Source organism: Paenibacillus sp. FSL M7-0802, from assembly GCF_038004945.1.
Taxonomy (GTDB): domain Bacteria; phylum Bacillota; class Bacilli; order Paenibacillales; family Paenibacillaceae; genus Paenibacillus; species Paenibacillus polymyxa_B.
This window is the reverse complement of sequence record NZ_JBBOSD010000001.1, coordinates 3,320,234-3,343,185: the sequence shown is the minus strand read 5'-3', so window position 1 is coordinate 3,343,185 and position 22,952 is coordinate 3,320,234. Positions and strand designations below refer to the sequence as shown.

Genomic DNA, 22,952 nt, shown 5'->3' with positions numbered 1-22,952 from the left:
AGTAAACATACAAAAAATTAGTAAATTCTCAAAAAAGGAGGGAGTTTTTTTACAGCAAACATCAAAAAAGCCTTCAAACCCGCGGTATACCGCCAAGCTTGAAGGCTTACTTTTAAATTAAAATTATAATTTCGAACGTGTTTGGGAATCTGGCTTAGCCAGCAACCGAATCAGTGTGTTAATAACTGGGCGTTTGGTCTTGCCAACAAGACCAATAACCTCTGCACCGATCTGTAGGAAGAACATCATAATACAAATCACGACAAAGGTGACCCAGTTCGCTTCATTAAGCGCAGCAGACGATTGAATCACGGCCAATACACCGAAAAATGCAGCAATACCGTAGATAATCAACACCGTCTGTCTGTGACTGAAACCTAGTTCGCGTAAGCAGTGATGCAAATGACCTTTATCCGGAGAGAAAATCGGTTTTTTCTGCAACTTGCGACGAATGATAGCAAAGAATGTATCTGACAAAGGTACACCGATAATAATCAATGGCGTAATAAAAGATACGATAGCAATTTGCTTGAAACCAAGCATGGATAGCATGGCCAGACAGAAACCTAAAAATAATGACCCTGTATCACCCATGAATATTTTCGCAGGATGAAAGTTGAAAAATAAAAATCCGATAATGCTGCCCAGCAGCACAAGACAAAGCATAGCTACCATGTAATTGCCCATCAATACCGACATCACAAAGATAGTTCCAATCGCAATTCCTGAGACACCTGCAGCCAGTCCATCCAGACCGTCAATCAAATTGATGGCATTCGTTACACCTACGATCCAGAAAATCGTAAGCGGAATGGAAATCCAGCTTTCCAAAGATGAGTATGCATCCTGAAAAGGTACATTTACAAAATCTACACGAATATCAAAAGCAAACACGACCATACACGCAACGGCAATTTGAGCCAAAAATTTCAATTTTGCATTGAGATCAAAACGATCATCGAGAGCACCAATCAGTGTAATCAGCGTACCGCCAATCAGAAAGGCTGCAATAAAGTTAATATCCCGAGAGGACAGCATTCCGTCAGGCACAAAAGGTAACACCGCCAATAAGGACAACAGAAATGCCAAGAAAATCCCCAGTCCGCCAAGACGCGGCATAATTCGGGTATGTACTTTTCGGGCATTCGGTACATCGACGGCTCCAACCTTCACAGCGAATTTCTTGACGAGCGGTGTCAGTAACAGCGCAAGTCCCAGTGCCATGATGAACCCAATAATATAGATCAATAACATTTGATCATTCGACCCCCAATTTTAAAGCAATCCCTTTTCAGATGTAACCGCATTGAATTATACTCTGATCAAAAATAAATACCAAGCTTCATATTCTGGCAAATTAGCGGGTTTTGTAGGCAGATTCAAGCTATTTATCACACTTTTGTGACGTTTTCTTTTTCGCGCATCACTTTCGCGGCGAATTTCGGCAGCGCAAGCATTCTTTTGTAACGGCTTGGCTCTTTGAGGAGTCTATATAACCATTCAGCCCGTAGCTTTTGAAACAATTTAGGTGCGCGTTTGGTTCTGCCTGATATAACATCGAAGCTACCGCCAACCCCCATCATCACCGGTACACCCAGCTGTTCCTTATATTTACCAATCCAGGGTTCCTGCGTGTCCGCTCCACGTGCTACAAACAACAAATCAGGATTTGCTTCACGAATGGCTGCAATCACGGCTTCATCCTCTTTAGGTCCAAAAAAACCATCACGCTTGCCACAAACCGTAATTGCGGGATAAAGCTCATGTACCCGCTTTGCGGTCGCTTGAATCACCTCAGATGTTGATCCCAGTAAATAAACCTTCCAATGATAGTTTTCTCCAGCTGCAAGTAATTCATGTAACAAGTCAAAGCCCGCTACCCGCTCAGGTACAGGATGTCCTACATAGTTTGCAGCCCAGACCACGCCAGTCCCATCCGGAACAATCAACTCTGCCTGTTTCATCACGTTCATGTACACTGGATCTTCCAATGCAGCCATTACCATAATCGGATTGGCAGTGATCACTTGATGGGGCTGGCGAGACTCCACTGCTTGAATTAATATATTTAATGTATCTTTCATATTAAGCCTTGATACCGGAACACCGAAAATCGGGACGGTAGGCACATTCGTAACCTTATCAACTGTCACTGTATCCATCATCCTTTGCGACACAAGTAATTAACGATATGCTGTGCCGGTAAGCGAGCCTCACTTTTTAACAAAGCAATGGCCGCTTCCTGGCTCTCGATCCATTGACTTCGCTGATCTAGCAACCGCATAGACTCATTAGCCAGTTTTTGTCCATCCAGTGCCTCTGTAGTGCCTACAGGCTGGCTACCGACACGGCTGAGGAAATGGTCAATTTTAGGATCGTAGGATATCCCCAACGGAGGCACCTGGTGGGATGCTGCATAGATCAAGCTGTGTAATCGCATCCCGATCATCAAACTGCAACGGCTGACTTCCAAAAGCATCTGTTGAGGATCGGTGACTTGATCACACATGCTGACAAGGCTCCCCGTCCCCCTAATATCCCCCAACAAATCCATTACCATCCTTGAAGCCTGCTCGTCATCAGGCAGATGGAAAGGTAAAAAGCGTAAGTGTACACGGCGCTCAGCAGCTAATCTTTTTAAGCCGTCCGCAATAGCCGTTAAATCGCGACGTTCTTTATCCCAGTAACGTACAGATACGCCAACGATTGGAATTTTATCCATATCAGTCTCAAATGCTGCTTTATGCAGCTCGGAACCCGCGGGCAATGGAAGCCCCATTACCGGATCAGGAACAACTTTGACAACCGGGCGCTTCAGTTTCATAGTACCCAGCAGTGCGGCAGACTGCTCATCTCTTACAGAAACATATTCACAGCGCTGAAACACAGAACGGATCATAGGATAAAATATCTTCCGTTGTACCGGACCAATGCCCTGAGCATATACAAACGTCGGCTTTCCAGCCCATTGGGCCAGTTTCAGAATTGCTAGATAATACGGAATGCTTTTAGGGCTTGTTGCATCCTGGAGCAAACTCCCGCCGCCACTTATTAGCCCATCGCTGTTTTTAATCGCTCTACGAACTTCCCCCAGACTCATCCGCGGTACAGCTTCTACTCCGTACATTTTCTGTGTCCAAGCGGGGTCAGAAGACAGAACAACAGGCTTGATTGTAATCCCCGCCTGACGACTCTCCTCCTCTAAAGCTGTCAAAATCGACTTAAGCACGGCCTCATCTCCACTATTGTGAGAGCCGTAATAACCCGAGATGATTATCGTTTGAGCTGTGGTGACCATTTCTTCCAACACCCTTCCAGCACTTGCCACACGACAATTGCGATGATTCCCAGCACCAGACCGAAGCCCAATCCTAACAGCCCGCGACTAAGCGACAGTGCCGCTGGAGAGTGAATGTGAGCAAAGGTATCCACCATAGAGGCTTGGCCAATAGCAGCTATAATCAGTAAATAGATTGCTTTGCGATATTTCAAAGCCAGGAACGCCCCTGCAATAAACAGTGGGTGAGCCATCAAAAATTCCTTATTGCGCGGACGTACACCAAACGCATTTTCAAGGAAGTTCCGGAAAACCAGCTCCGTGTTCGACACCGTACCCGCATTTCCGGTACGAGTCAAATAGTAATAGCCTGCGGCTGCGATAACAGCCAGTGCGATCACCCACAATACAGTAATCGGCGTACGTAGCAGCTTGGAAATTTCCTCCCGTATAGAAACACCACGATAAAAGAAAATATATATCGCTGCTAAGAAGATCGGCAGAATGTGAAGCAAGCTTACACCTCTAAATTGGTTCAGCACAAGGCTGTAAGCAATACTATTCAACAGAGCAATAACAAAAGGCACTGCAGCCAGCGACAAAATCGCTGTCTGTACGTACAGTATAAGCGTTTGAATCAAACGCTTACCTACAGAAAGTTCGGACCCCTGTTCACGTTTAATTCTAATCGTACGCACGGCGATAATCATTGCAACCGTAGGTCCGCTAATCGCCGCGAGTAGGGCTAGACCTTGCTCCATCAAGCTGGAGTTCAAAACATAAAGTCCTGCTGAACCTACCAAACCGAGTGAAAATGCCAGCAAAGTCAATGCCGGGACGAAATAGGACACCATAATGGAGAAGAATGCCAGTGCACCCAGTACGACAATCATTTTCAGATAGCGCTGAATGGACGAATCGACGACTTGGAACGGTTCAGCCTGTCCAAGTTCAAACCCCTTTTTCTCCATCCGTTGTACAGCGTTACCCGGCTTGTCCAAGCTGTGGATTAGGTTATCTACCGAATCCTTCACCTTGGCTTCAGCAATACTACGGCTAGGCGCGGTATTCAGATACAACATGCGAATATTACGATCCTTGGTAGCCAATGCAAAACGATCGGCCAACGTTTCCACATCGAGCGTTGAATCTTTATCGCTCAATGAGTATAAACGCACAACGTTATAGTGGATATCGTAAGCGAGCTTATTGAAGCCTGCTTGCGGTTTTTTTAAGTTTTCGATAGCAGCTAGGCCAATATCGTATTTGTTCAGCAATTTAGCAAATGCTGCTAAGCTATGCTCTTTCTCGTTATCAGTGAAGCCTTTGACTGAATCACCTTCAAACAAAATGCGTTTTACACCATTCTGCTGAAAGGAAGCAAGCATCTCTTCCGTCAACTCCTGGTTGTAAGGAAGACTGTCGCTCATCCGTGGAACAATAAAAAATCCTTTGCTCCGAAGCTGCTTCATCGCAATCGGGTCAGGCTGCATGGGCTTGAGATACGCATCCTCTGGAGATGTTTCCACAACTAACCCTTCCTGTCCCTGATAAGTCCAAGGTTTTACATTGATGTCCAGGCTTGTAAACGTACGTAAAATTAACGGCTTTAATACCTCGGCATTTTCTTTATCAGCGAAAACAATATACGTAAAATTCTCATTTGCAGGTGAAAGCCGTTTTTCCATATCGGCAACGTTCTGAGTCGTATAGGTTACGACGCGACCCGCTTTACGGAAATCATCCAACGTACTTTCATACATAGCCATGCTGTTCACACCCGCTTGCTGTAAGCGGTCAAGTTGCTCATTCAGATAGTCCTGCGGGTGAGCCTGATACGAGGCTGCCTCCGTCAAATCCCGATAATCGAATACAATCTCTACTTTTTTACTCGAGGATTCTGTCTTCACACGATCGGCGATGACCGGAATGGAAGCCAGCAAGCCGACAGCCACCAAAATCCATAACCATTTTCGAGAAGCCGTATTCCAATACTGCCATTTCTGATACACCAAAGAACCTCCTTAATATTCGGGATTTTGCAAAATTCAATGCTGCCCACCTTGCCGTACTCAGCCTTTTGGTAGGTCACTCATTGAATTTTGCAAAATCCTCCGTTGCCGGAATAAGCCTATTTTCCCAAAGCCTCTTCCAGGTTATTCTGCAATACAGAAATGACCTCCACGGCGTACTGCCCTTTGCCGTGAGAGGTCACCGATTACTAAATCTTATCCAATTACCTTAACCTATTCTATTATAAAGGGATTTTTCTCAAGCGTCTACGCGAGCCATAACAGCATCGACCAGGTGGCTAATTCTTTGCTCCGCGTCTGACAGCGAGGAACCGCGTACCGCAAAGTATACTTTGATTTTTGGCTCCGTTCCCGAAGGGCGCAGGCAAAACCACGAACCGTCCTCCAGTAAAAATTTGAGTACATTTTCCTGTGGAAGTCCGTCCAGACCTTGTGAGTAGTCCAGTACCTTGTCTACCTTCACGCCTGCAATCTCTTGAGGCGCGTTGCTACGCCAATCGGTCATTTTGCCCTGAATTTGTGCCACTCCATCCTTACCCTTAAGGGTACGAGACTCCAGCTTCTCAAGGAAGTAGCCAAACTGCTCATACAGCTCTTGTAAAACATCATAGAGCGTCTTACCTTGTGTGCTGTAATAAGCAGCAGCTTCAGCGATCAGCATAGCCGCCAAGACAGCATCCTTATCGCGAGCATAATTCCCTGCCAAATAACCATAGCTCTCTTCATAGCCAAACAGGTAGGTGTACTCGCCAGTTTCGTCAAACTGGTTCATTTTCTCGCCAATATACTTGAAGCCAGTTAGCGTGTTAAACACAGTTGCTCCAAAATGTTCGGCAATGACTGCGCCCATTTCGCTGGTTACGATGGTTTTGATAACCGCCCCATTATTCGGAAGCTTGCCTGTTTCTTTCAGCTGATTCAACAAGTAGTAAACCATGATCGCGCCAGACTGATTACCGGACAATACCACATATTCGCCATCACGGTTTTTCACAACTGCACCCATACGGTCAGCATCAGGGTCTGTTCCGATCAACAGATCCGCACCAATTTTCTCACCCAGCGCGATTGCCAGTTTAAACGCATCACGTTCTTCCGGGTTTGGCGACTTGACAGTCGAAAACTCAGCATCTGGCAGCTCTTGCTCAGGCACTATATGCACCTGTTCAAAACCGATCTTCTTCAGCACACGACGAACCGGTTCATTTCCAGTACCATGGAGAGGTGTAAACACAACTTTGAAGTTTTTGCCAGGTCCGGCTGCAATCAGCTCACGGTTCACACTCACACTGGCTACCGTATCTACAAACGCTTCATCTTCCTCTTCTCCAAGCCAAACCAACAATCCCTGTGCCTCAGCTTCTTCACGTGTCAGACTGCGAATGTCGGCAAAAGAAGGAACCTCACGGATATAACCAATTACCTGTTCAGCCTGATCAGGAACAAGCTGACCCCCTTCATCGTTGTATACCTTGTATCCATTGTACTCAGGAGGATTGTGACTCGCTGTCACAACAATCCCTCCACTGGCTCCCAAATGACGTACACTAAACGAAAGCTGTGGCGTTGGACGCAAGGAAGGGAACAACTTAGCCACGATACCATTGCCTGCCAGCACCAAAGCTGCATCCAGAGCAAATTCTGGTGAAAAATGACGCGAATCATGTGCAATGACAACCGAAGGTTTGCCTTCTTTACCAGCATGCTGTTCTAAAATATAGCGAGCCAGCCCTTGAGTCGCACGTCCAATGACGTAACGGTTCATCCGGTTACTTCCTGCCCCGATCACTCCACGCAGACCGCCTGTACCAAATTCCAGCTCTTTGTAAAAGCGATCCTCCAGTTCCTGCTCGTTGCCTTCCAATGCGCGCAACTCCTGTTTGGTCTCTTCATCAATATAAGGGTCTTGCAGCCAGCTCTCAATGCCTTCTAATGCTTTTTTACTCAACTGCGTCATACGGAATTTCCCCTCTCCATTTTTGGGTTGTCAAAACAGGATTTCTATGTACACATGCACTCAGTTCAGACGTCGTGCTTATGTCGGCAGAGCTTTATTTATTGGGGAGGGTCAGATAAAGCAAACATAATTTCGCCCTCAGCTACTACCGTATCGCCTACTTTAGCCGTAGCTTTCCCTTTGCCAAATGCGCCTTTGGAACGAGTGATTTCCACTTCAAGCGTAAGCGTATCCCCAGGAACCACCTGTCCACGGAAACGGAAACCATCCAACCCTGCCAAGAACCCGATTTTGCCACGATTGCTCTCTAGATGCAGTAATGCGACAGCCCCAACTTGAGCCAGTGCTTCGGTGATCAACACACCAGGCATAACGGGATACCCCGGAAAATGTCCAATGAAATGAGGCTCATTCATCGTTACATTTTTAATGCCCACTGCTCTTTTCCCTTCCTCCAGCTCAATAATACGATCCACCAATAAAAATGGCGCTCGATGTGGGATAATCTCCTGAATTTGATTAACATCCAATTGCAATTTGTCCATTTACCTTAATAACTCCTCCCGCTTGCAGGTTTGACTCTGTATCAGTCATGAGTTACTGCAAGCATAATATTACCCCGCCTGCGCTGCATAAAAACAGCTCTTGGCGGCAACAATGTTAGATATCCTTCACCTACTGCAGAAGTGGAGGTTGAGATAAGGGGCTTTTTCCGCCGGTTATGCAACCTGAGGCGCGAAGAAGCCCTTTTGCCCGTGCTTGGTTTTACCCCGCAGTGTTATAAACTTCCCCATCATTATACAGTTATCAGATACAAAAAGAAAATTACGCGGAAGTACCATATTGGGTGCTCCTATTATGGGGGTGAAGCGAAGTTTCATTTGAGCCAAGGGGGGGAAGGGCTACGTGATTTATTTGATCTTCCGATCGCTGTTGCCCCTAAATTTTTTCATTTTATAATACCTGCAAGGTTAAAATTTAGGGGCAAAGGCGAACGCTATCGCTTCTCCAGATTCAAATAAACCCCTCCGCCGAGTTACTTTTGGCTCAAAAGGAAAGCCTCGCTTCAATAATACTCGCTTGCCGTGAAGGGCAGTGAAACAACCGAAGGCCTCTGCGATTGTGTCCAATGGCTGCAAGCTGCCCGTCACTGCATTTGAAGGCTCCTGCCTGAAGGCATAACAAAACCCTGCGCCACTGGCACAGGGTTTTGTTATTCTATACTCCCCACACAAATTGCGGGGGGGGGTTATTTTAATAAAAGTGGCCCTGATGGCGGGTAGCAGCGGAGCGAAGGATTTGAATCTGGAGAAGCGCGAGCGTTCGCCTTTGCAACGGGATTTTTACATCTGAATAATTTATAAAATAAGAAAATCCCGCTGCAACAGCGATCGTATGATCAAATCATTCGCGGAGCGACCTTTTCCCGCCCCCACTCATTTAAAGTAAACTAAGGCGCAAATATAAGATCAATCACATGCTGCCAGGTTTTCCATTCGAATACACCTGACAACCCTTGCTTACCTACAATTACATATCCTGCAATTAAGCCGCCTAACAGCGAGAACAGGAGCAGCAACGGAACTACGAAATAACGAGCAGTACGCCAGCGGAACTTCGTCTTTTCAGGCACCGGACGGGAATCAGATTGTTCTTCTTTCATCACCAAATCCTTAAGCCCTCAGATTGTTGGCCAGGTTCATCATCGTATCACTAGAAGTTAATGCCCGTGCCGCCATTTGATACATCCGCTGAACTTGCATCATATCCGTCATTTCGCCCGCTAAATCCACATTAGATTCCTCAAGATAACCGGAACGCACAGATACGTCCGCTGGAACAGCACCTGCCACACCTGCAGCTCCGAATACATTTGCCTCTGTTATACCATTCAACAACACGAACAGGTTATCATCCCGCTGTTCCAGTCCTTCTGGACGCTGTACATCCATTAGCTTGATTCTCTGACCAACTGTCGGAGCCCCAGTTCCATTAGCACGAATCAGCAATTCGCCATCCGAGTTAATAGCCACCTTGGAACCCGCTGGAGCAGTCACAGGAACATCATTGTTATCCAGCACGGAATAACCTTCAGCAGTGGTCAACATCATCGTCGCACTATCATTCGGATCAGGAACAAAATGAAAGCTACCGTCACGGGTCCAAGCTTTTTGCCCATTTCCCTGAACTTCAAACATGGCATTACCTTGAATCGCCAGATCGGTAGGAAGTCCCGTCTCCTTGAGCGGACCTTGCTCCATATTTTTCATGATTGCGGCCGTTTTAACTCCGTAGCCCAAATTATAGCCGAGCGGCATGGCCCGTCCATTTTGGAGATACGTTGAAGGCTGTTGCTGCACATTGGCCAATACATCTTCAAAGGAACCCTGTTTACTCTTATAACCCACTGTATTGATATTAGCAATATTATCGGCAATTAAATCCAAACGCTGCTGCACACTGGCCATAGATACCATTGCGCCAATCATGGAGTTGTTCATCACTTACCCCCTGTTATACACGGCCTACTTCATTAACGGCCTTGTCCAAGCTTTTATCATAAAATTGAATTACCTTCTGATTCGCCTCATAAGCTCTTAACGCAGCCATCATATCCACCATGGACTGTGAAGCATCTACATTAGATACCTCCAGATAACCTTGACGAACGGATACAGCATCGTTAGCAGTCATCATTCTAGCTGTAGCACCGTCAGTATCATTCAGGCGAAAATTCCCATTGCCCTCACGAACGAGCTGGTACGGACGATCAATGACACTAATACCGAGCGTCGTCCCCAATGTCTGGTTGGACTGGCTATCTACCAATTCGCCCCGCTCATTTACTTTAAGCTCTGAGACAGCCCCCGTCAATTGAATCGGGTTTCCATTCGTATCCAGCACCGCTGAGCCAGTCGATGAAAGCAATGCTCCCGCTCCATTTACTTGAAAATGTCCATCACGTGTATAACGAACGTTACCATTACTGTCCCGCACCGTAAAAAACGCTTCTGGACGGTAGGTGACTTCACCGTTAGCATTGATGAATTTCCCTGCCTGATCAAAAGCCATAGGTTGACCAGTAGCTGGGTCGTTCACATTAATATTGGACTGTATCGCAAAATCCGTCGCTTGTCCACTGTCCTTTAATGCTCCCTGAATGTAAGGGGAGAGGCTTTCCTCAGCAAAAACGCCAGTATTGAGCTTGCCGACCGTACGGTCCGGGTTATCAGGGTTACCACCCGTCATGGAAATAAGCATTTCGGGGAAAGAACGCTGAACACTGTTCTCCTGTTTGTATCCCGTCGTATTCATATTAGCAATATTTTGCGTCACGGTGTCATGGCGTCGTTGTTGTGTCATCAATCCGGCGGCCGCAGTATATAAACCTCTCAACATGTATCGTGCACCCCAATCCTATACTCTGCTAAAATCACATGCTCGCGCGGAGGCACGAAAGCCAAAATGCTAGGCAACCTGTCTGACCGCACACGAGTCTCTTATAGTCACTATCGGCAGATTAGAACTTTTTCTTAACCACATGATCCAAATTATCCAGCATGATTCCTGTACCTTTAACAACACAATGCATCGGATCTTCGGCAACCAGTACTGGAACACGCAGTTCTTCAGCAAGCAGCTCGTCCAATCCGCTAAGCAAGGCACCGCCACCAGTCAAAATAACACCACGGTCAATAATATCAGCTGACAGTTCCGGTGGGGTCTGCTCCAATACAAACTTGGCCGCAGCAACAATCGCCGATACAGGATCTCTAAGCGCATCCTGCACTTCATCCGCAGAAATACTTAACGTTTTAGGCAATCCGGATACCATATCCCGTCCACGGATGTCCATCTCTGCACGACGCCCGCTCGGATGCACGGTTCCGATAGCAATCTTGATATCCTCAGCCGTACGTTCGCCGATCAGAAGCTTGTACTTCGTTTTTACATATTTCATGATGGCTGTATCAAATTTGTCCCCTGCCATTTTAATGGAAGAAGCTGTTACGACATCCCCCATAGAGAGGACTGCAACGTCAGTCGTTCCGCCACCAATATCCACTACCATGTTGCCGCTAGGCTCAAAAATATCCATTCCTGCTCCGATGGCAGCCGCTTTTGGCTCTTCCTCCAAAAATACTTCCTTGGCCCCGCTACGCTCCGCCGCTTCACGAATCGCTTTTTGCTCCACTGAGGTAATGTTCGTCGGCGCACAAATTAGAATACGAGGGTGGCTGTACCAGCTTTTTCCCCCTACCCGATTGATAAAATATTTTAACATCGCTTCTGTTACTTCAAAATCAGCGATGACACCATCACGTAATGGACGGATGGCTATGATATTACCAGGAGTACGTCCCACCATACGGCGCGCTTCCTCTCCGACAGCCAGAACTCTTTTTGTATCGCTTTCTATCGCGACAACGGAAGGTTCGTCAAGAACAACCCCCTTCCCTTTGACGTGGATAAGCACGTTGGCCGTACCGAGGTCGATACCGATATCATTACTGAACATATTAAAAAGGCCCCCAAAGTGATATTTTAAAAAGCTAAGATTCGACAAGAAGCGGCAAATATATGTATAAACCTACGGTTACATGTCATTTTTCGTCTTGTACCATCTTTTAACATATCATACTTCAGGGGGTTGATTCAATGGCTTTGCCAGCCAATTCACTATATATTTTTAGGACTTGCCAGAAACGAGAATCTCCCTTCGTTTGCCACTCGTTTTTTTGTACTTAATTTTCGTCGCTTCTCCTCCCCGCAGATGGCGGATGGATTTATGGTATTCGAGAATGTGCTTCACCTGATCGGCAAGATCCGGGTTGATTTCAGGCAGCCGTTCGGTCAGATCTTTATGCACCGTGCTCTTGGAGACACCAAATTCCTTGGCAATCGTACGGACCGTATTCCTTGTTTCCACGATACAGCGACCGATTTTGATGGTCCGTTCCTTGATGTAATCGTGCACGCTCCCGCCTCCCTACTGTGGATAGTTTGGTACATTATATGAGGAGCGTGCCTATATATTCGCGGTTTGGCGGGAAGACATACTTCGGAAGGCCTATTTATTTGGCAAAAGCAGCTTATGTTTACCTTATGCACAAAAACTACACAAGAAAAAAGCAGGGAATGTGGATTCCCCGCTTTGCATGCAAAGCCATGACCAAATTTATTTTTTAGGAAGCAGACCTGCTGGATTCACCGGCTTGTCATCCTGAAACACTTCAAAATGCAGATGTGTTTTCAAATCCTTTTCAAGCTCGTTACGACCCGCTGAAGCAATCACATCGTTTTGTTTCACTTGATCGCCTTCTTTTACTTTCAGATCACTCAAGCTTTGATACACCGTTTTGAGATTATTATCATGCGTGATTTCTACGACACTACCTACCAGCGGATGTTGTTCCACACGAGATACTTTGCCACTCAGGGCGGCTCTCACTTCAAACGCCTGATCGTCGGCCCGGGAAAGATCAATCCCAGTGTTAGCGGTAAATGTTTTATCGTACTCTACCATAGCTGCCGCCTGCTCATCAGCGGTCGCGTTCTCATCAAAGAACGGCTTTACGACCTGTACTGCGCCAGCATCTGCTACTGGCCATGCGATATTTTCCGACTGGGCAACTACTTCCACGCTTTCTGGCTGTTGTCCGTTAACATCGGTGTTCACTGCACTTGTGCTTTGTACCGATGGACTAGCTGGGTCAGGTTTGAAAGACTTCTGGCTGGCATCCTGATAGACCCACACTAAGGTTAGTATAATGGCTGCTGCGGCAATGTAGGCTGCCGGGTATGCCCACCTTTTGGACAACAGCTTTTTCCACGAAGACGGCCGTGAAGCTCTTCCACCCTGAAAGGTTTTGGGTGTTTCTTCATGGTTTTGGTTCTGGTTTTTATTTTGTTCATTCATTTGCTCATCACCTCAGTAACCAGTGTTACCGGGTGCAACTCTTTTATACTTCAAAGTTTCGAAATATTTACTAACTTAGAATACGAGAGGCTTGCGCAAAAGAAATGCCAGTATAATAGTGAAGGAGAATTTGAGTGGCAGTATGACCTTCCTTGGCCATTCCATTGGCTCCCCACTGACTCATACCAACACCATGACCATAACCATAGGTTGTTATAGCAATCCGGTCCCCTTCAGCCTTCCACGTAAACTCAGCCGAACGCAGCCCCAGTTTGTTACGGATTTCCGGCCCTGTAAAGATTGAACCACCAACCTCAATCTTCTTGATGCGATGTCCTTCTGTCTTAGAGAGTATACGAATCTCTGGCATTCTCCCTCCTCCAGTAGAAGCAGCTATCGCAGTACGACTCAACCCCAATCTATCGAACACACTCTGACGACTCAGTGTGACGGTTTCTGTATAACGCGGGGCCAACTGCTTGTCCCATGGACTTGACACACTTCGTAAATAGGGCACTGCCTTCGCCCATACATCCTCTGAATTTTCGGTGTAGCCATTGCTAGTAGAAAAAAAAGAGGCCGTAATGGGCTTGCCTTCATATACCATGATCGTATCCTTGGTGTCTCGTACGGCCTGCTGAATTTTAGCCAGCTCTGCGGATTTACCAGAGTGCCCCCATTCTCTAGTAAGTTTAGCTTTAGAGATATAAGCCTGATGTTTAACAGTATCCGTCACATCTGCCCCCGCCGGGGCACCGCTGGTGTCATCAGCCAGCAAACGCCGGGCAATGAAGGTACGCGCGGCAATGGCCTGCGCTTTCAGTGCCTCGCCCTCGAAGCTGGGCGGCATTTCGGCGGCTACTACGCCGACAATGTATTGCTCCAGCGGTAACGTCTCCGTGCGACCGGTAGACGTGACGTACACACGCACGTACGGCTCTGCCGCCACCGGCACGCTGCGCGTTGGAGCAGCGGGCACCGCCGGTATCGGCGGGACACCCGACAGGCGCGTGACGGACGTCCCGCCCTTTGCCGTTACGCTAGGCGCAGCCGGTGCTGCCGTGCGACTGCTCGGCGGCACCGGCTGCCCCGTCTGGCGAGGCCACGCCATTAGCGCGGGCACAGCCATGGCAAGCACCAGCACCCCTGCCATGGCGGCGAATGGCAGCCATGGGCGGCGGCTGCCCCAGCGCGGGGCACGCCCGGCGGAAGGACGCAGGTGCGGTAGCGGCACCTGCAGCGGGCTTGCAGCGCGTGTGTCATGGACCGCTGCTCCAGCAATAGGCAAAGCCGTATCAACGGAGTTCACAGCGGAAGGCACGGCTGTTGTACGCCGATTGGGCTTGACGCCAATCGGCAATGTACCTCTTGTGTCCGGCTGCTGTTGCATAAGCTTATTTTTTTGTAACGAAGTAGCTATAGAGCCAGAACCTTCCTCCGCAAGTGAAGCCTGGCGATGTTCCTTAGGATGATGAATGGGTATACGGATGCGAACCTGTGAATCTTTCATAGGCTGAAACCTCCATCAAAGGGCTAAGTGTCCGGCTGAAAGTACAGATATACTCCAGCAGATATTTTCAATCATATGAAGTCGTCCACTTTGATAGAACCGTTTTAAGAGAACTGAAAGAATGAAAAAACTGGTTGCAAACAACAAAAAAACCAAGCCCTTTCGGACTTGGTTCCTTATTGTTCAAGAATATACTTATGCAACATGAAGCGACATACGTTAAAGCTTAGGCGAGGGAAGGCTGGATCTTCTTAAACAGATTTCCCGACGTCTCTTCTGGCATTACGCGCTCTATACTGGGCGAATGATTCAGTTTGGACTCTTCCACGGTCACTCTGTAAATGTCCGCTCCCAATCCAGTCAGCTTCTCAGCCAAATGAACGTAACCGCGATCGATGTGATGTACGCCGGATACCTCCGTTGTACCTTCCGCAATGAGTCCGGTCAGAATTAACGCAGCACCTGCACGCAAATCTGTAGAGGTTACTTTCGCACCTGTCAACTTAGCATTACCAGTTACAATGGCGGAACGACCTTCGACCTTAATTTCCGCATTCATGAGATGAAATTCATCCACATGCATGAAACGATTTTCAAACACGGTTTCCGTAATAATGCTCGTTCCTTCAGCGGCAAGTTGAAGTGCCATCATCTGAGACTGCATATCGGTAGGGAAACCAGGATAAGGCAACGTCTTAACATCAACGGCCTTTAACGGCTTATCTGCAATGACACGAATTCCGTTCTCATCAGGTTGAATGGTTACACCCATTTCTTCCATCTTGGAAATAACCGGTCCTAAATGACCGGATATTGCGCCTTCTACATATACGTTCCCGCCTGTGATCGCAGCAGCAACCATATAAGTACCTGCTTCTACCCGGTCGGGAATGACCGTATGTTTTACACCATGCAGCTTCTCAACGCCTTCAATACGAATAACGCCCGTGCCCGCACCGCGTACTTTGGCACCCATTCCATTCAGGAAATTTGCGAGATCAACAATCTCAGGTTCCTTAGCAGCATTCTCGATGGTAGTTACGCCCTCAGCAAGAGTAGCGGCCATCATAATATTCTCGGTTGCTCCTACGCTGGCTACATCCAAATAAACTTTAGCTCCACGCAGACGCCCGTTACTTTTAGCTTCAATAAAACCTTGGCCCAGGCTAATCTCCGCGCCCAATGCCTCAAAACCCTTCAAATGCTGATCAATTGGTCGCGTTCCGATTGCGCATCCGCCTGGAAGCGAGATCCTTGTACGTCCCAAACGTGTAAGCAGCGGCCCCATAACCAAGAATGATGCGCGCATTTTCCTAACCCACTCGTAAGGGGCTTCACAGGAAATTATCTTCCGCGCGTCAACACGAATGACCTCATCTTGGTATGTAACGCCTGCTCCTAAGGACTCCAGCACTTTGTTAATGGTCATCACATCGTCTAGAGGAGGTGCATCAATAATAACACTTTCTCCTTCTTCTCCTAGCAGAGAAGCGGCGATGATCGGCAGAACTGAGTTTTTGGCTCCGCTGACTTTGACACTCCCGGTCAATCTGTTGCCACCGCGGACGATAAATTTGCTCATCTATGGTTCCCTCCGCGCGTCATTTCCCTTTTCCATTCTGGAAAAAAAGAACATATTCCGCTATTTTCATGCCTTGCTTTTTCATTACATAAAAAAACAAGATTTTACTAATACCCTAACTGCCATCATACCACTGATTAAAACAAGTATACAAGCGTTTTTTGTACTTGACGACCATTGTACTCTGACTGATTCAGCCAGCTATACATGTATGGTTCTTTTGTTTACCATTGTTAACAATATGACGCGATGTTATTCGACAATTCCCGCAGAGACACAGTCATAAGGTCATATAACCCGCCCACTTCATGTTAAAACAAATTCTAGAGCATCTGACTCCAAGAAATGTAGCTCAACAGGAACCCAGAAACCAACTGTCCCAAAATTATAGCAAGAAACAAGTGTAGCAATCTGCCTTGCGGTCCTTTGGGTTGCCGGATTAACAAATCCAGCTTAAAACTCTGTAAAGCCCACCAAGCTAACGCTATACAGATGAGCGACACGATCATGGAGATCAGCGCGGTCATACTCGCCGATTGACTTAGCTGTTCAGCCAATTGCTGTTTCCCGTTCAACCATAATTCCTCCCATCTGCGTCACAGACTTCTTTATAATACTCGGCGAACGCCTAATATGCCAGTGCTATTTCTGTTTTCAGGACATTTATTTCGACAAAATGTGATTAATCACTTCTGTTTCGTGAATTTAAAAGGTACTAAATACCTAGCAGCCGGGCAAGAAATAGGACTGTATATTTGGTAATAACAGCTAAAAAAGGGCCCGATCACAGTGATCGAAGGAAGCAAGGTTCTCCCTCACCTTCTACCGGACATTCTTTGGCAGAAATTATGAAGTGGTCTCCTTGTCGTTCCATCCGTATACTATGCCGAACCCTTTTAAAATTCCACTTAAAATCCAATATTAATTCTTATTGGTTCTGATGCTTGTAGCATTTAAACGGTTAAGCGCCCGTTGCAGAGCTACTTCCGCCCGATGATGATCTATCTGTTCCTGCTTGCTCTGGAGCCGCAGTTCTGCCCGCTCCCTTGCCGCACGGGCACGCTCCACATCAATTTCTTCGGAACGTTCCGCACTCTCAGCCAAAATGACCACTTTATCCTTGCGGACTTCAAGAAAGCCCCCATTGACCGCGATCACTTCGGTTTGACCACCGATTTTAATGCGTATCGGTGCAATCTTCAAGGGAGTGACCAAGGGAAGGTGTCCAGGTAAAATCCCAAGATCGCCTTCCGAGCCGCGAACACTGATGCTGTTTACCTGTTCTGTATAAACCAGGCGCTCCGGCGTCACAATCTCTAGTAAATACGTGCTCACTTGAATCCCTCCTGGAAGCTGTCCGCAGACAGCTCACTTCGTAAGGCTCGGCTATTCTTTGCCTGTTGTTTACAACGTTTTAGCTTTTTCAACTGCTTCTTCGATGGCTCCTACAAAAAGGAAAGCCGCTTCTGGAAGATGGTCATACTTGCCTTCCAAAATTTCTTTGAAGCTTCGTACAGTTTCTTTAACCGGCACATATTTACCTGGGAAGCCGTTAAATGCTTCGGCAACGTGGAAAGGTTGAGAAAGGAAACGCTGGATTTTACGTGCACGTGCCACCAACATTTTATCTTCTTCACTCAGCTCGTCCATACCCAGGATGGCAATGATATCCTGAAGCTCATTGTAGCGGGCCAAAATTTGTTTTACCCCTTGTGCTACATTGTAATGCTCTTCACCCACAACGTCTGGAGCCAAAATACGGGAGCTTGATGCGAGTGGATCAACCGCCGGGTAAATACCCATTTCGGAAATTTTACGTTCCAGATTCGTTGTAGCATCCAAATGGGCAAACGTTGTAGCAGGAGCCGGGTCAGTGTAGTCATCCGCAGGCACATAGATCGCCTGAATGGAAGTAACAGAACCTTTTTTAGTAGAAGTAATCCGTTCTTGCAATTGACCCATCTCAGTAGCCAGCGTAGGCTGGTAACCTACTGCTGAAGGCATACGTCCCAACAGGGCCGAAACCTCAGAACCTGCTTGAGTAAAGCGGAAAATGTTATCAATAAAGAGCAACACGTCACGGCCTTCTTGGTCACGGAAGTATTCCGCCATCGTCAGACCTGTGAGAGCTACACGCAAACGTGCACCCGGAGGCTCGTTCATTTGTCCGAACACCATCGCTGTTTTGTTGATAACGCCGGAATCTCTCATTTCATGGTACAAGTCATTTCCTTCACGTGTGCGTTCACCTACACCCGCAAATACAGAAATACCACCATGCTCCTGAGCGATATTGTTAATCAATTCTTGAATGGTTACGGTTTTACCTACACCAGCACCACCAAACAATCCGACTTTACCACCCTTAGCATAAGGAGCCAGCAAGTCGATAACTTTAATACCGGTTTCGAGCATCTCTGCTTGAGTTGTCAGCTCATCGAAAGAAGGAGCTTGACGGTGAATCGGATTTCTAGCCGTTTCACTCATATCAGCACCATTATCAATTGGCGTTCCAAGCACGTTAAATACGCGTCCAAGAGTAGCTTCGCCGACAGGTACTGAAATAGGTGCTCCCAGATCTATGGCTTCAGCCCCACGAACCAAACCATCTGTGGAAGACATGGCAATACAACGCACACGGTTGTCACCTAGATGTTTTGAAGCTTCGAGCGTCAGATCAATTTTGACTCCGCTCTCCAGCACAGTCCCAATATGAATGGCATTCAGGATTTCTGGAAGTTGTCCACGTTCGAACTCAACGTCGACAACCGGACCCATGATGCTCACTACGCGTCCTTTGTTCATCTTTTGGTTTCCCTCCTACAAGCTTGCACAGCCGCAAATCCGAACCACTCTGATTTGTTTTGCGCCCGCAATTTATCATAATAGTGTAGACCCTGCTATAAAACAGTCGCAACAAGCCTGATTAAGACTGAGCGCTTGCCCCTGCAACGATTTCCGTAATTTCCTGGGTAATAGCCGCTTGACGAGCACGGTTATAGGTCAAGGAAAGCTCACCAATTAACTTGGAAGCATTCTTCGTAGCAGATCCCATCGCCGTCATCTTCGCTCCCAGTTCACTAGCTTTACCATCCAGCAAAGCGCCGTAAATGAGCGTTTCCGCGTAACGCGGCAGCAATACTTCCAGCACTCCTTCTGGTGAAGGCTCATACTCATAGTTAATTGAGGATGAAGCTGTAGCTGAATCCGGTGTTGCCATTGGTAACAGACGGTCAACTGTTGGAATTTGAGTCAATGCGTTGACAAAGCGGTTATAGCATAGATAAAGCTCATCAAATTCTTTAAGTTCAAAGCCTTGTACAGCCTTGCTTGCAATTGTTTTGATATCTGCAAAAGCAGGTGTATCCGACAGATCTGTTACCGATTCAGCGATAGGAAATTCACGACGTCTGAAATAATCCCGTCCTTTTCGTCCAATGATGAAAATCACAAATTCATCCTGTGAACGGTGACGTTCAGAAATCGTCTGCGTAACCTGTCGTAAAATATTGGCGTTATAACCACCAGCCAGACCACGATCAGATGTAATGATGAGATAAGCAGTCTTTTTAACCGGACGCGTTTCCAGCATTGGATGCTTGATGTTATTCGCTCCAGAAGCAATACTACTCACAACTTCCTTAAGCTTTTCCGAGTAAGGACGAGCCGACTCCGCTTTCTCCTGAGCTTTTCTCAGCTTGGATGCAGCGACCATTTCCATCGCTTTCGTGATCTGCTTCGTACTCTGCACACTTTTAATCTGACGTTTAATCTCGCGCATACCTTTTGCCATGATTTCACCACCTTTAAGCTCCAGCAAAGCCAAAGCTAACTTCGTAAGCAATCCCTTAGCTTGGGCCAAGTCCAAGCACTTCGTAAGATTCAAATCCAGCCGGACATATGTTAAAGGGCCTGTTATTGAGGGTAAAACATGCCAAGGAAGCCAAAACCCGGAGGGCACGCTTCCTTAGTACATCTTTCATCATAAACAGGCAAATTCCAATGTATTAAACCGACGTGGCGAATGATTTTTTGAATTTCTCGATAGCCGCCTTCAAAGCCGCTTCGTTATCAGCAACCAGGTCTTTCGTGTCGCGGATAGATTGAAGCACGTCTTGATGGTCAGACACCATGAAAGACAGGAAGTCTTTTTCAAAACGTTTTACATCCGCTACAGGGATATCATCAAGGAAGCCTTTTACAGCAGTATACAAGCTCACTACTTGTTGCTCTACAGCAAGCGGTTGGTTAACACCTTGTTTCAAAATTTCCATCATGCGTGCGCCGCGATCCAGACGGGCTTTTGTGGATTTATCCAAGTCGGACCCGAATTGGGAGAACGCTTGAAGCTCTCGATATTGAGCAAGATCCAGACGCAGGGAACCTGCTACCTTTTTCATCGCTTTAATCTGAGCTGAACCACCTACACGGGATACAGAAATACCTACGTTGATCGCCGGACGTTGCCCTGCATAGAACAAGTCAGCTTCCAAGAAGATCTGTCCATCCGTGATGGAAATAACGTTGGTTGGAATATATGCAGAAACGTCGGAAGCCTGTGTCTCGATGAACGGCAATGCGGTAAGTGATCCGCCGCCCAACTCATCATTTAGCTTCGCTGCACGTTCCAGCAAACGAGAGTGAAGATAGAAAACGTCACCCGGATATGCTTCACGACCCGGTGGACGACGCAGCAACAGGGACAGTTCCCGGTAAGCTGACGCTTGTTTAGTCAAGTCATCATAAACTACAAGGACATGCTCGCCTTTGTACATGAAATACTCACCCATGGCGCAGCCAGAGTAAGGAGCAATGTACAGCAATGGTGATGGTTCGGAAGCAGATGCCGTAACGACAATCGTGTATTCCAGAGCACCGTGACGACGCAATGTTTCAACAACTTGAGCTACCGTGGATTGTTTTTGACCAATAGCGACATAAATACATTTCATGCCGTTACCTTTTTGGTTCAAAATTGCATCGATTGCAATAGATGTTTTACCTGTTTGACGGTCACCGATGATCAACTCACGTTGACCACGACCAATCGGAACCATCGCATCAATAGCTTTAATCCCCGTCTGCATAGGCTCATGTACCGATTTACGGGCCATAACGCCTGGAGCCTGACTTTCAACCGGACGGAATTCTGTTGTAGCAATCGGTCCTTTACCGTCTACTGGTTGTCCCAGTGGGTTAACTACACGTCCGATCAATGCTTCCCCTACAGGGACCTGCATGATCTGACCTGTACGTTTTACTTGACCGCCTTCACGAATGTCGGAGAATTGACCCAAAATAACAACACCGACATTGCTTTCTTCCACGTTGAGCGCCAAGCCCAATACGCCAGTGTCGAATTCAACCAATTCACCGGCCATAACTTTTTCCAGTCCGTAGACGCGGGCAATACCGTCGCCGACTTCAACAACAGTGCCGACTTCAACGACCTCGATATCATTTTTATATTGTTCAATCTGACTTTTAATCAATGAACTGATTTCCTCAGGTTTGATACTCAAGTGTGTTCACCCCTATCTTCTATACTCGTCTGTTAAAGGATTTCTCGAGACGATCCAGCTTGCCGGCCAGACTGCCGTCGTACAGTGTATCGCCGATAACCACTTTCAATCCGCCCAGTAGACTCGGGTCCACTATATTTTCCACACGGATTGTTTTATGTTCACGGGCTCCGAATTCCTCGGCTACCGCTGTTTTTTCCTGATCACTTAAAGCATAAGTCGAATACACCTTTGCATGAGCAATTCCCAGCTTGTATTCCTGAATATCGAGGTATCCGGCAAGGAGAGATTCGAACAAATCTGCTCTACTACGCTGAATCAACAGCTTGATCGTGTTAATTAGCGAGGCAGAAAGCTTGCCTTCAAAACTGTTAGCCAGAACTTGAAGCTTGACCGCTTCCGTAATGTTAGGAGAATTAATGAATTTACGGATTTCAGCATCCCCCGATACAGCCTCTACAAAAGCACGTAGCTCCTGCTCGGTTTCCATAATGGTCTGTTCCTGCTCTGCCACTTCAAACAAAGCTTTCGCATACCGTTTGGCTACTACCGTATCCCGGCTCATGCTTTGCCTCCTACCTCTTTAAGGTATTGGTCGACAAGCTCTCCCTGGACTTGGTCTTCCTTGATTTCCTTTTGAATCAGTTTGGAAGCAATTTGTACCGAAGCTTTACCCACTTCGCTGCGCAGTTCGGCAACCGCCTTATTACGCTCGCTTGTGATTTCACGAACAGCTTCGTCTTTCAGGCGGACAGCTTCGTCTTTAGCCTGAACAATAATTTGCTCCGCTTGTTTGTTACCTGTTTGTTTTGACTGCTCAATAATGTCGTACGCTTCCTTACGTGCCTGCTGGAGAGCCTGCTTTTGCTCCTCAACATAAGCAGCAGCCTGTTCACGCGTCTGTGCCGCTTCATTCATTTGCTGTAATACAAGCTGACGGCGCTTCTCCATAACGGAAAAGAGAGGTCCGAATGCATAACGCGTCAGTAACCAGTACAAGATCAAAAATGCAATGATTGTGAAAACGATACTTGTCCAATTTAAACTCAATTGAAGTCACTCCTTTCCGGTGAACGTCGGTTCTGGATCTTTCATGTTCAAACGAACAAAGAAGGCGCGGATGGCTGTGCCTTCCCCGCCAAACCTTGCTT

The 22,952-nt window shown here is 47.0% G+C and carries 21 protein-coding genes; all 21 read right to left on the bottom strand.

Features of this window, described 5'->3' with window-relative positions; translation table 11 throughout:
• Nucleotides 1–123 precede the first annotated feature (123 nt).
• Nucleotides 124–1,254, bottom strand: coding sequence for a glycosyltransferase family 4 protein (locus MHB54_RS15585; RefSeq protein ID WP_013312307.1), 1,131 nt, complete (start codon nt 1,252–1,254; stop codon nt 124–126).
• Nucleotides 1,255–1,391: 137 nt separating this feature from the next.
• Nucleotides 1,392–2,153, bottom strand: coding sequence for a WecB/TagA/CpsF family glycosyltransferase (locus tag MHB54_RS15580; RefSeq protein ID WP_023990693.1), 762 nt, complete (start codon nt 2,151–2,153; stop codon nt 1,392–1,394).
• A gap of 8 nt (nt 2,154–2,161) precedes the next feature.
• Nucleotides 2,162–3,298 carry a polysaccharide pyruvyl transferase CsaB gene (gene csaB, locus MHB54_RS15575; RefSeq protein ID WP_071558133.1) on the bottom strand — a complete coding sequence of 379 codons (1,137 nt, stop codon included), beginning with the start codon at nt 3,296–3,298 and terminating at the stop codon, nt 2,162–2,164.
• Nucleotides 3,274–5,289, bottom strand: a complete 2,016-nt coding sequence (locus tag MHB54_RS15570) for a DUF5693 family protein (RefSeq protein WP_023990695.1) — start codon at nt 5,287–5,289, stop codon at nt 3,274–3,276. The genes csaB and MHB54_RS15570 overlap by 25 nt, the downstream gene beginning before the upstream one ends.
• 259 nt (nt 5,290–5,548) lie before the next feature.
• On the bottom strand, nt 5,549–7,267 hold the full coding sequence (locus MHB54_RS15565; RefSeq protein WP_023990696.1) for a phospho-sugar mutase: 1,719 nt from the start codon (nt 7,265–7,267) through the stop codon (nt 5,549–5,551).
• A gap of 98 nt (nt 7,268–7,365) precedes the next feature.
• Nucleotides 7,366–7,812, bottom strand: a complete 447-nt coding sequence (fabZ, locus tag MHB54_RS15560) for a 3-hydroxyacyl-ACP dehydratase FabZ (protein WP_013312312.1) — start codon at nt 7,810–7,812, stop codon at nt 7,366–7,368.
• 905 nt (nt 7,813–8,717) lie between these two features.
• On the bottom strand, nt 8,718–8,930 hold the full coding sequence (locus MHB54_RS15555; RefSeq protein ID WP_023990700.1) for a DNA-directed RNA polymerase subunit beta: 213 nt from the start codon (nt 8,928–8,930) through the stop codon (nt 8,718–8,720).
• Nucleotides 8,931–8,940: 10 nt separating this feature from the next.
• Nucleotides 8,941–9,768 carry a flagellar hook-basal body protein gene (locus MHB54_RS15550; RefSeq protein WP_023990701.1) on the bottom strand — a complete coding sequence of 276 codons (828 nt, stop codon included), beginning with the start codon at nt 9,766–9,768 and terminating at the stop codon, nt 8,941–8,943.
• 13 nt (nt 9,769–9,781) lie between these two features.
• Nucleotides 9,782–10,666 carry a flagellar hook-basal body protein gene (locus tag MHB54_RS15545; protein WP_023990702.1) on the bottom strand — a complete coding sequence of 295 codons (885 nt, stop codon included), beginning with the start codon at nt 10,664–10,666 and terminating at the stop codon, nt 9,782–9,784.
• A gap of 121 nt (nt 10,667–10,787) precedes the next feature.
• The gene (locus tag MHB54_RS15540) at nt 10,788–11,786 is read right to left on the bottom strand and encodes a rod shape-determining protein (protein WP_023990703.1); all 999 of its coding nucleotides are present in this window, start codon (nt 11,784–11,786) and stop codon (nt 10,788–10,790) included.
• A gap of 171 nt (nt 11,787–11,957) precedes the next feature.
• Nucleotides 11,958–12,245, bottom strand: a complete 288-nt coding sequence (gene spoIIID, locus MHB54_RS15535; RefSeq protein WP_007432737.1) for a sporulation transcriptional regulator SpoIIID — start codon at nt 12,243–12,245, stop codon at nt 11,958–11,960.
• A 201-nt stretch (nt 12,246–12,446) separates the two neighbouring features.
• Entirely contained in the window at nt 12,447–13,187 is a 741-nt protein-coding gene (locus MHB54_RS15530) for a M23 family metallopeptidase (RefSeq protein WP_264454447.1), read from the bottom strand.
• A 70-nt stretch (nt 13,188–13,257) separates the two neighbouring features.
• Nucleotides 13,258–14,697 carry a stage II sporulation protein D gene (gene spoIID, locus MHB54_RS15525; protein WP_264454446.1) on the bottom strand — a complete coding sequence of 480 codons (1,440 nt, stop codon included), beginning with the start codon at nt 14,695–14,697 and terminating at the stop codon, nt 13,258–13,260.
• 226 nt (nt 14,698–14,923) lie between these two features.
• A complete protein-coding gene (gene murA, locus MHB54_RS15520) occupies nt 14,924–16,279 on the bottom strand; it encodes a UDP-N-acetylglucosamine 1-carboxyvinyltransferase (protein ID WP_264454445.1) in 1,356 nt (451 codons plus the stop codon).
• Nucleotides 16,280–16,602: 323 nt separating this feature from the next.
• The gene (locus MHB54_RS15515) at nt 16,603–16,854 is read right to left on the bottom strand and encodes a DUF1146 family protein (protein ID WP_013312321.1); all 252 of its coding nucleotides are present in this window, start codon (nt 16,852–16,854) and stop codon (nt 16,603–16,605) included.
• 346 nt (nt 16,855–17,200) lie between these two features.
• A complete protein-coding gene (locus MHB54_RS15510) occupies nt 17,201–17,614 on the bottom strand; it encodes a F0F1 ATP synthase subunit epsilon (protein ID WP_013312322.1) in 414 nt (137 codons plus the stop codon).
• A gap of 69 nt (nt 17,615–17,683) precedes the next feature.
• Nucleotides 17,684–19,084: a F0F1 ATP synthase subunit beta gene (atpD, locus tag MHB54_RS15505; protein WP_013312323.1), complete on the bottom strand. Its 1,401-nt coding sequence runs from the start codon at nt 19,082–19,084 to the stop codon at nt 17,684–17,686.
• A gap of 121 nt (nt 19,085–19,205) precedes the next feature.
• Nucleotides 19,206–20,072, bottom strand: a complete 867-nt coding sequence (gene atpG / locus MHB54_RS15500; RefSeq protein ID WP_023990707.1) for an ATP synthase F1 subunit gamma — start codon at nt 20,070–20,072, stop codon at nt 19,206–19,208.
• Nucleotides 20,073–20,286: 214 nt separating this feature from the next.
• Complete coding sequence (atpA, locus tag MHB54_RS15495; RefSeq protein WP_013312325.1) at nt 20,287–21,801, bottom strand: F0F1 ATP synthase subunit alpha; 1,515 nt, start codon at nt 21,799–21,801, stop codon at nt 20,287–20,289.
• 19 nt (nt 21,802–21,820) lie between these two features.
• Complete coding sequence (locus tag MHB54_RS15490) at nt 21,821–22,366, bottom strand: F0F1 ATP synthase subunit delta (protein ID WP_013312326.1); 546 nt, start codon at nt 22,364–22,366, stop codon at nt 21,821–21,823.
• On the bottom strand, nt 22,363–22,851 hold the full coding sequence (atpF, locus tag MHB54_RS15485; protein ID WP_023990709.1) for a F0F1 ATP synthase subunit B: 489 nt from the start codon (nt 22,849–22,851) through the stop codon (nt 22,363–22,365). The genes MHB54_RS15490 and atpF overlap by 4 nt, the downstream gene beginning before the upstream one ends.
• Nucleotides 22,852–22,952 lie beyond the last annotated feature (101 nt).

What these genes read in the sequence shown, in the direction of transcription:
- MHB54_RS15585 (WP_013312307.1), bottom strand. Translation starts at nt 1,254, where the DNA reads ATGTTATTGATCTATATTATTGGGTTCATCATGGCACTGGGACTTGCG.
- csaB (WP_071558133.1), bottom strand. Translation starts at nt 3,298, where the DNA reads ATGGTCACCACAGCTCAAACGATAATCATCTCGGGTTATTACGGCTCT.
- MHB54_RS15565 (WP_023990696.1), bottom strand. Translation starts at nt 7,267, where the DNA reads ATGACGCAGTTGAGTAAAAAAGCATTAGAAGGCATTGAGAGCTGGCTG.
- fabZ (WP_013312312.1), bottom strand. Translation starts at nt 7,812, where the DNA reads ATGGACAAATTGCAATTGGATGTTAATCAAATTCAGGAGATTATCCCA.
- MHB54_RS15555 (WP_023990700.1), bottom strand. Translation starts at nt 8,930, where the DNA reads ATGAAAGAAGAACAATCTGATTCCCGTCCGGTGCCTGAAAAGACGAAG.
- MHB54_RS15550 (WP_023990701.1), bottom strand. Translation starts at nt 9,768, where the DNA reads ATGAACAACTCCATGATTGGCGCAATGGTATCTATGGCCAGTGTGCAG.
- MHB54_RS15545 (WP_023990702.1), bottom strand. Translation starts at nt 10,666, where the DNA reads ATGTTGAGAGGTTTATATACTGCGGCCGCCGGATTGATGACACAACAA.
- MHB54_RS15540 (WP_023990703.1), bottom strand. Translation starts at nt 11,786, where the DNA reads ATGTTCAGTAATGATATCGGTATCGACCTCGGTACGGCCAACGTGCTT.
- MHB54_RS15530 (WP_264454447.1), bottom strand. Translation starts at nt 13,187, where the DNA reads ATGAATGAACAAAATAAAAACCAGAACCAAAACCATGAAGAAACACCC.
- spoIID (WP_264454446.1), bottom strand. Translation starts at nt 14,697, where the DNA reads ATGAAAGATTCACAGGTTCGCATCCGTATACCCATTCATCATCCTAAG.
- murA (WP_264454445.1), bottom strand. Translation starts at nt 16,279, where the DNA reads ATGAGCAAATTTATCGTCCGCGGTGGCAACAGATTGACCGGGAGTGTC.
- atpD (WP_013312323.1), bottom strand. Translation starts at nt 19,084, where the DNA reads ATGAACAAAGGACGCGTAGTGAGCATCATGGGTCCGGTTGTCGACGTT.
- atpG (WP_023990707.1), bottom strand. Translation starts at nt 20,072, where the DNA reads ATGGCAAAAGGTATGCGCGAGATTAAACGTCAGATTAAAAGTGTGCAG.
- MHB54_RS15490 (WP_013312326.1), bottom strand. Translation starts at nt 22,366, where the DNA reads ATGAGCCGGGATACGGTAGTAGCCAAACGGTATGCGAAAGCTTTGTTT.